Origin of the sequence: Leucobacter sp. Ag1 (assembly GCF_000980875.1) — a bacterium.
GTDB classification, from domain to species: Bacteria; Actinomycetota; Actinomycetes; order Actinomycetales; family Microbacteriaceae; genus Leucobacter; species Leucobacter iarius.
This window is the reverse complement of record NZ_LAYO01000067.1, coordinates 21565-29045: the sequence shown is the minus strand read 5'-3', so window position 1 is coordinate 29045 and position 7481 is coordinate 21565. Positions and strand designations below refer to the sequence as shown.

General features: G+C 69.0%; 9 protein-coding genes and 1 pseudogene. 3 read left to right on the top strand and 7 right to left on the bottom strand.

Annotation, left to right across the window (positions count from 1 at the left end):
- Window positions 1–250, bottom strand: a pseudogene (locus XM48_RS18410) (hypothetical protein); the annotation flags it as partial.
- A gap of 34 nt (window positions 251–284) precedes the next feature.
- Window positions 285–467 (bottom strand): hypothetical protein, encoded by a 183-nt coding sequence (locus XM48_RS17760; protein WP_046454251.1) that lies wholly within the window; start codon window positions 465–467, stop codon window positions 285–287.
- A 67-nt stretch (window positions 468–534) separates the two neighbouring features.
- Here XM48_RS17760 and XM48_RS17755 point away from each other — a divergent pair, with 67 nt between their 5' ends.
- Entirely contained in the window at window positions 535–792 is a 258-nt protein-coding gene (locus XM48_RS17755; protein ID WP_156174909.1) for a hypothetical protein, read from the top strand.
- A gap of 18 nt (window positions 793–810) precedes the next feature.
- On the opposite strand, the gene XM48_RS02740 is transcribed toward XM48_RS17755, so the two are convergent.
- The 5 genes from XM48_RS02740 to sdhC are packed head-to-tail and all read right to left on the bottom strand — an operon-like array spanning window position 811 to window position 5235.
- Window positions 811–1716: a YihY/virulence factor BrkB family protein gene (locus XM48_RS02740; protein ID WP_046454250.1), complete on the bottom strand. Its 906-nt coding sequence runs from the start codon at window positions 1714–1716 to the stop codon at window positions 811–813.
- A 13-nt stretch (window positions 1717–1729) separates the two neighbouring features.
- On the bottom strand, window positions 1730–2497 hold the full coding sequence (locus XM48_RS02735; protein WP_046454249.1) for a succinate dehydrogenase iron-sulfur subunit: 768 nt from the start codon (window positions 2495–2497) through the stop codon (window positions 1730–1732).
- 3 nt (window positions 2498–2500) lie between these two features.
- Window positions 2501–4333, bottom strand: coding sequence for a succinate dehydrogenase flavoprotein subunit (gene sdhA, locus XM48_RS02730; RefSeq protein ID WP_046454248.1), 1833 nt, complete (start codon window positions 4331–4333; stop codon window positions 2501–2503).
- 25 nt (window positions 4334–4358) lie between these two features.
- The gene (gene sdhD / locus XM48_RS02725) at window positions 4359–4802 is read right to left on the bottom strand and encodes a succinate dehydrogenase, hydrophobic membrane anchor protein (protein ID WP_046454247.1); all 444 of its coding nucleotides are present in this window, start codon (window positions 4800–4802) and stop codon (window positions 4359–4361) included.
- Window positions 4803–4818: 16 nt separating this feature from the next.
- The gene (gene sdhC, locus XM48_RS02720; protein WP_084820904.1) at window positions 4819–5235 is read right to left on the bottom strand and encodes a succinate dehydrogenase, cytochrome b556 subunit; all 417 of its coding nucleotides are present in this window, start codon (window positions 5233–5235) and stop codon (window positions 4819–4821) included.
- Between the two features lie 200 nt (window positions 5236–5435).
- Between sdhC and XM48_RS02715 the strand changes: the two genes are divergently transcribed.
- Both XM48_RS02715 and XM48_RS02710 read left to right on the top strand, forming a co-directional pair.
- Complete coding sequence (locus XM48_RS02715; RefSeq protein WP_046454246.1) at window positions 5436–6578, top strand: mannose-1-phosphate guanylyltransferase; 1143 nt, start codon at window positions 5436–5438, stop codon at window positions 6576–6578.
- 336 nt (window positions 6579–6914) lie between these two features.
- Window positions 6915–7478, top strand: a complete 564-nt coding sequence (locus XM48_RS02710; RefSeq protein WP_046454257.1) for a pyridoxal 5'-phosphate synthase — start codon at window positions 6915–6917, stop codon at window positions 7476–7478.
- Window positions 7479–7481 lie beyond the last annotated feature (3 nt).

Here is a 7481-nt window from a genome sequence, read left to right as displayed (position 1 = left end):
CTTCGCCGGGCCAGACGGTTTGCCGTGAGGGGCGGTCGCGGTCGAGGCGGGTGCCGGCGATCTGTACCCATTCGCGTAGCCGGGTCCGGGCGGCGGCGAAGTCGGTCATGAATGAGATGGCTCCGGCGGCGTCCTGCTCTGGGTCGTAGCAGCCCAGCCACCGGGTGTAGAGAGCGGAGAGCTCCCACACGAGTTCCGGGTGGCGGTGCCACAGGGGAGGGACGATCTGCGCGGGGAGGGCGAACTGCATCCCCGTCGAAGTCGCCCGATCGGAAGCCCACCGATCAGTCGACGACCTCCCCGACGCCGACCGGCGGCACTGCGGCGGAGGCCGTCGCAGCCGCGCGCGGCACGGGCGACGCGGACGGGCAGCAGCCCGCCCCGAGTCCGTCGCCGTCGCCCGGCCCGTCGCCCTCCCCCGGGCCGACGCCCACACCGAGCCCGACTCCGACGCCGACGCCCCCCACGCCGAATCCGACGCCGTCCGCGGGCTACGCCGGGTGCACGCTGACACCGTCCGCTCCGTCGGGTTCGATGGCCCAGCTGGTCGGCAACGCGTCCATGCCGGGAACGGTGTTCTTCACCGTGCAGGTCCCGGGTCGTTCGCCCCAGTCGATGTCGGTGGGCACCTACGGCTCGTCGAACTCCTGGACCTCGCCGAGCCTGCTCGGCGGGACGACGACCCAGCTGCCCGCGGGTGTCACGCTCGCGGACGTGCAGGTGCGCATCGGTTTCACCGGCTCGACGGGATCCGCGGCGGCGCTCGACGTCACGCTCGCCGGCTGCTCCTGAACCGCAGGAGGTGCCGGTTCATTCCTCGGAGCGGACCGGTTCCTCCTGCGGCAGGCCCAACGAGGGATCGAGCCCGGTGGCGATCCACGACGAGGTGAGCAGTAGGATCCGGCAGACGATGTTGAACCACAGCAGCAGGCCGACGAACACCGCGAAGGTGGCGATCACCGGGTTGCTCGTCGCACCGCCGAGCAGCGCGGAACCGAGCACCTTGATCCCGAAGAGCGCCACACCGCCGAGCGCGGCGCCCCGCAGCAGCGACCAGAACGGCACCGACACCTCGGCGAGGAACCAGTGGATCGCGACGAGCACCAGCACGTCGAACAGGTAGAGCGCGCCGTAGCGCGCGAACGCGCCGAGCCAGCCGAAGAGCCAGCTGTCGGGATCAGCCCCGAAGAGCGAGAACAGGAAGTCGGTGAGGCCCGAGCTCATCACGGTGAGCGCGGCCGAGACGAGCAGCGCGATGAAGAAGCCGATCGCGAGTACGAAGTCGCGCAGCTTCAGCAGCAGCGCGTTCCGGTACTGCTTGACCTCGAGGCCGAAGATGAGCCGGATCGAACGCCGCGTGCTCGTGAACCAGCCGAGCACGACCCAGAGTAGGGACGCACCCGCGACGACGCTGAGCCAGGTGATCGAGCGCGATTCCAGCAGCACGTCGATCTTGACCGCGGCATTGGTCTCGTCGCCCGTGCCGACGAGCCCGGGGACGAGCGTGTTGATCTGGGTGACGATCGTGTCGAGCAGCTCGGTGTGCCCGCGCAGCGTGATCCCGAGCACGCCGAACCCGACCCAGAGCGCCGCGAACACGGCGAACAGGGCCTGATAGCTCATTCCAGCAGAAAGGGTGCTGCCGCCCACGTCCGTGAAGTGCGAGAACGCACGGTACGGACGCAGGCGGAGCACCCGCTGCCAGAGCTCCTGCATAGCGCCGATCTGCTTAGGAGGTCTTCCCGGTGCGGATCGCGGCCTTGACCTCGGCGATGGCCTTGGTCACCTGGATGCCACGGGGGCACGCGTCGGTGCAGTTGAAGGTGGTGCGGCAGCGCCACACGCCCTCGGTGTCGTTGAGGATGTCGAGGCGCACCTGGGCGTTCTCGTCACGCGAGTCGAAGATGAAACGGTGCGCGTTGACGATCGCGGCCGGGCCGAAGTACTGGCCGTCGGTCCAGAACACGGGGCACGAGGTCGTGCACGCCGCGCACAGGATGCACTTGGTCGTGTCGTCGAAGCGCTCGCGGTCGGCGATGGTCTGCTTGCGCTCCTTGCCGCCCTCGGGCGCGGTGCCCGAGACGAGGAACGGCTGCACCTGACGGTAGGCCGCGAAGAACGGCTCCATGTCGACGATCAGGTCCTTCTCGAGCGGCAGACCCTTGATCGCCTCGACGGTGATCGGCTTGGTGATGTCGAGATCCTTGACCAGGGTCTTGCACGCCAGGCGGTTCTTGCCGTTGATGCGCATCGCGTCCGAACCGCAGATGCCGTGCGCGCACGAACGGCGGAAGGTCAGCGTGCCGTCCTGATCCCACTTGATCTTGTGCAGCGCATCGAGGATGCGGTCGGTCGGGTACATGGGGACGTCGAAGTCCTCCCAGTACGCCTCGCGGCCCGACTCGGGGTCGTAGCGGCGGACCAGCAGGGTGACGTTGAACGGCTTCAGCCCGGCCTCTTCGGCGGGGGTGCCGGGACCGTTGGAGGTGGCGCTCATGGGTTAGTACTTCCTCTCCATCGGCGGGTACCGCAACTCGCCCTCTTCGTTCTTGGTGAAGACGACCGGCTTCCAGCCCAGCGTGATGTGGTCCTCGGGGTTCGGCGAATGCGGGTCGCCGGTGAGGTACGCCATGGTGTGCTGCATGTAGTTCTCGTCGTCGCGGTTCGGGTAGTCGTCGCGCATGTGGCCGCCGCGGCTCTCCTTGCGGTTGCGCGCCGCGAAGACGAGCACCTCGGCGAGGTCGAGCAGGAAGCCCAGCTCGATGGCCTCGAGCAGGTCGGTGTTGTACCGCTTGCCGCGGTCCTGCACGCCGACGTTGACGTAGCGCACGCGCAGGTCGTGGATCACGCCGAGGACCTCGGTGAGCGACTCCTCGGTGCGGAACACCTGGGCGCCGCGGTCCATGGCCTCCTGCAGCTCCTTGCGGAGGTCGGCGACGCGCTCCGTGCCCGTACCGTTGCGGAAGTTGTCGACCATCTCGCGCACGTTCTTGGCGGGGTCCTCGGGCAGCGGGACGAACTCGGCGGTGACCGCGTAGTCGGCCGCGTTGTTGCCCGAGCGCTTGCCGAACACGTTGATGTCGAGCAGCGAGTTGGTGCCCAGGCGGTTCGAGCCGTGCACCGAGACGCAGGCGCACTCGCCCGCGGCGTACAGGCCCGGGACGACGGTGTCGTTGTCGGACAGCACCTCGGCGTTGTTGTTGGTCGGGATGCCGCCCATCGCGTAGTGCGCGGTCGGGAACACCGGGACCGGCTCGGTCACGGGGTCGACGCCCAGGTAGGTGCGCGCGAACTCGGTGATGTCGGGGAGCTTGGTCTCGAGCACCTCGGCGCCCAGGTGGGTGCAGTCGAGGTAGACGTAGTCCTTGTGCGGGCCGGCGCCGCGGCCGTCGAGCACCTCCTGGACCATGCAGCGCGCGACGATGTCGCGGGGTGCGAGGTCCTTGATGGTGGGGGCGTAGCGCTCCATGAAGCGCTCGCCGCTCGCGTTGCGCAGGATCGCGCCCTCGCCTCGGGCGCCCTCGGTGAGGAGGATGCCGAGGCCCGCGAGGCCCGTCGGGTGGAACTGGTAGAACTCCATGTCCTCGAGCGGGAGGCCCTGGCGCCACACGATGCCGACGCCGTCGCCCGTGAGGGTGTGCGCGTTGGAGGTGGTCTTGAAGATCTTGCCGAAGCCGCCCGTCGCGAAGACGATCGACTTCGCCTGGAACACGTGCAGCTCGCCGGTCGCGAGTTCGTAGGCCACGACGCCGGACGGCTTGCGGTCCTTGCCCTCGCCGGTCATGACCAGGTCGAGCACGTAGTACTCGTTGAAGAAGTTCACGCCCAGCTTGACGCAGTTCTGGAACAGCGTCTGGAGGATCATGTGACCCGTGCGGTCGGCCGCGTAGCAGGCGCGGCGAACGGGCGCCTTACCGTGGTCGCGGGTGTGGCCGCCGAAGCGGCGCTGATCGATCTTGCCCTCGGGGGTGCGGTTGAAGGGCAGGCCCATGTTCTCGAGGTCGATGACCGCGTCGATGGCCTCCTTCGCGAGGATCTCCGCCGCGTCCTGGTCGACGAGGTAGTCGCCGCCCTTGACGGTGTCGAAGGTGTGCCACTCCCAGTTGTCGTCCTCGACGTTGGCGAGCGCCGCAGCCATGCCGCCCTGCGCGGCACCGGTGTGCGAGCGGGTCGGGTACAGCTTCGTGATGACCGCGGTCTTGGCCTTCGGGCCGGCCTCGATCGCCGCGCGCATACCGGCGCCGCCGGCGCCGACGATGACCACGTCGAACTGGTGGTAGGTGACGCCGTCCTTGACGGTCACGTCCTCGCCCTCGTGGGTGTTGGTAGTCACGTGTAGCTACTCCGTTCGAAAACTGTTACTTGGCCGTGCAGAAGGAGGCGACCAGCGAGGGGTCGGCTCCGGCGGGGCACGGATCGAAGGTGAAGACGACCAGGGTGCCGAGCAGGATCAGCAGGGCGGCCGCGAGGAACAGTGCGACCTTGAGCGCCTTGGCCACGCCGGGCTTCGACACGTAGTCGTTCACGATGGTGCGCATGCCGTTGGCGCCGTGGATGAGCGCGAGCCACAGCATCAGGAGGTCCCAGACCTTCCAGAAGGGGCTCGACAGCTTGCCGCCCACGAAGGCGAAGTCGATGGCGTGCACGCCGTCGCCCACCATCAGGTTGGAGAACAGGTGGCCGAAGATCAGGACCACCAGGAGCACGCCGGAGGCGCGCATGTAGATCCAGCCCCATTTCTCCCAGTTGGTGCGCTTCTTGGCCGCAGGCTGCGTGCGGGGAGCTTCGATCGTCGTCGTCATCTCTCGTCTCCTCGCCTCAGTGACCGAACACGTTCATCAGGTGGCGCGGCGCGAAGCCGAGCATCGTAATCGCCCACAGCACGACGACGACCCAGAACAGCACGCGCTGGTACTTGGTGCCCTTGCTCCAGTAGTCGACCAGGATGATGCGCAGGCCGTTGAAGGCGTGGAACACGATCGCGCCCACCAGACCGAGCTCGCCGAGGCCCATGATGGGGGTCTTGTAGGTGCCGATGACGGCGTCGTACGCCTCGGGGCTCACGCGGATGAGCGCCGTGTCGAGCACGTGCACGAGCAGGAAGAAGAAGATGGCCACGCCGGTGATGCGGTGCAGCACCCAGGACCACATTCCGACACTGCCGCGGTAGAGCGTGCCGCCCACGCGTTCCCGCTTCTTCGCCGCTGGCGCGACCTCTGCCGTTTGGGCTGACACGTGCACCCTCCTCGAATCGTGGGCCGTAGGCGATCGCCTACGGCAACATCACACGGGTTCACGGCAGCGCGGACGGGCGAATGGCCACGAGCGTGCTGCACTGCTGAGAATCCGCCGCGAAACCATTATGGCACCATTCGATAGCGGATCCTGACGCGCCATCCACGGTGCGTCGAGGCGCGGGTCGTTAGTCTTGAGGCATGACCGATCCCTCCCCCGTCGACGCGCGCACCGTCCCCGCGATCGAGCGCCTCACCTGCGTGATCCCCGCCGGCGGGGTCGGCTCCCGCCTCTGGCCGCTCTCGCGCGCCAACGCGCCGAAGTTCCTGCTCGACCTCACGGGCAGCGGCGACTCGCTGCTGCGGGCCACCTGGGACCGCCTCACCCCCATCGCTCCGGCCGATCGCATCATGGTCGTCACCGGTAGCGCGCACCGCGAATCGGTCGAGGCGCAGCTGCCCGAGCTGCTCGTCGAGAACCTCGTGACCGAGAGCGAGCCGAAGGATTCCTCGGCCGCGATCGGCCTCGCCGCCGCGATCCTCGAGCTGCGCGACCCCGACGCGATCCTCGGATCCTTCGCCGCCGACCACGTGATCCGCGGCAACGTGCTCTTCGAGCGCGCCATCCGCACCGCCGTGCAGGCGGCCGACCAGGGGTACATCGCCACCATCGGCATCCACCCCTCGCACCCGGCGACCGGCTTCGGCTACATCGAGAGCGGCGCCGCCCGCGGCGACCTCGCCCCCTTCGACGTCTACGACGTCACCTCCTTCGTCGAGAAGCCCGACGAGCAGACGGCGCGCGACTACGTCGAGCACGGCGGCTTCCTCTGGAACGCCGGCATGTTCATCGCCCGGGCGACGGTCCTGCTCGATCAGATGGCGCTCGCCGAACCCGACCTCGTGCGCTCGCTGCGCGAGATCGCGGCCGCGTGGGGCACCGATCAGGCGGCCAGCGTGCGCGAGCGCCTGTGGCACGGCCTGCCCAAGATCGCGATCGACTACACCGTCGCGGAGCCCGCTGCTGCTGCGGGCAAGATGGTCTGCGTCGCGGCGCACTTCGAGTGGGACGACGTCGGGGACTTCGCGTCGGTCGCGAACCTGCTGACCCGCGGCCGCGGCAGCGACCTCGCCGTGCTCGGCGACGGCGCGCAGGTGCTGTCCGACGCGTCGAGCGGCATCGTCGTCTCCGAGAGCGACCGCCTGGTGGCCCTCGTCGGCGTCGAGGACGTCGTCGTCGTCGACACGGCCGACGTGCTGCTCGTCACGTCGAAGGCGCACGCGCAGGACGTCAAGAACCTCGTGACCCGCATGCGCGGCACGGGCGGCGGCCACCTGCTCTGAGCCCTCGGGCCGGCGACGGGGCTCCGGGCGGGCCGGGTCCGGATTCCACTCCCGGCTCGATCCCGACCCGGTCACGGGCCCCGCTCCCGATCCTGATCCTGATCCCCACGAGTGGATGCCTTCCCGATGAGTGGACGGCGAGCCGACCGCCGCTTTGGCGTCCGATGGTCGGGACGGCGTCCAACCGTCGGCTTCGCGTCCGAACGTCGGGACAGCGTCCGACCGTCGGCTTCGCATCCGAACGTCAGGACGGCGTCCATCGGTCGGCGCCACGCCCGTTCACCGAGCGGTACCCGCCCGCCGGACCAGTCGGCGACCCGGCGTAGCATGGGCCGCATGAGCGATCTCGAGCCCGTCCTCCGCACGCTTCCCGCTTTCCCCGACGAGCTGCCGACGCTCGATCCGGCGCAGCTGCCCGACGACCCCGAGGAGCTGTTCCGCGACTGGCTGGGAGCCGCGATCGACAGCGGCGAGCGGCAGCCGCACGCGATGACGTTCATCACGGTCCGCCCCGACGGGGTTCCGGTGGGACGGACGCTCATCGTCAAGGACATCGACGACGCCGGGTTCCACTTCTCGACGCACCGCAGTTCGCGCAAGGGTGCTGAGCTCAACGCGCATCCGCAGGCGTCCATGCTGTTCTTCTGGCGCGCGTCCGGCCGCCAGGTGCGCGTCACGGGTACCGTCGTCGCGCTCGACGAGACGATCTCGCAGCGCGACTGGGCCGACCGCCCGAGCTACACGGGCTCCCCCAATCCCGATTGGCAGCGCTACGCGCTCGTGCCGAGCGAGTACGAGTTCATGCAGGCGCAGCACGATCGCAATCACCCGCGCATCGAATACCGGCGCGACGGCGCAAACGCGTGGTCGCACGGCCGGATCGAGACTCCCGCCGGCTGAGCC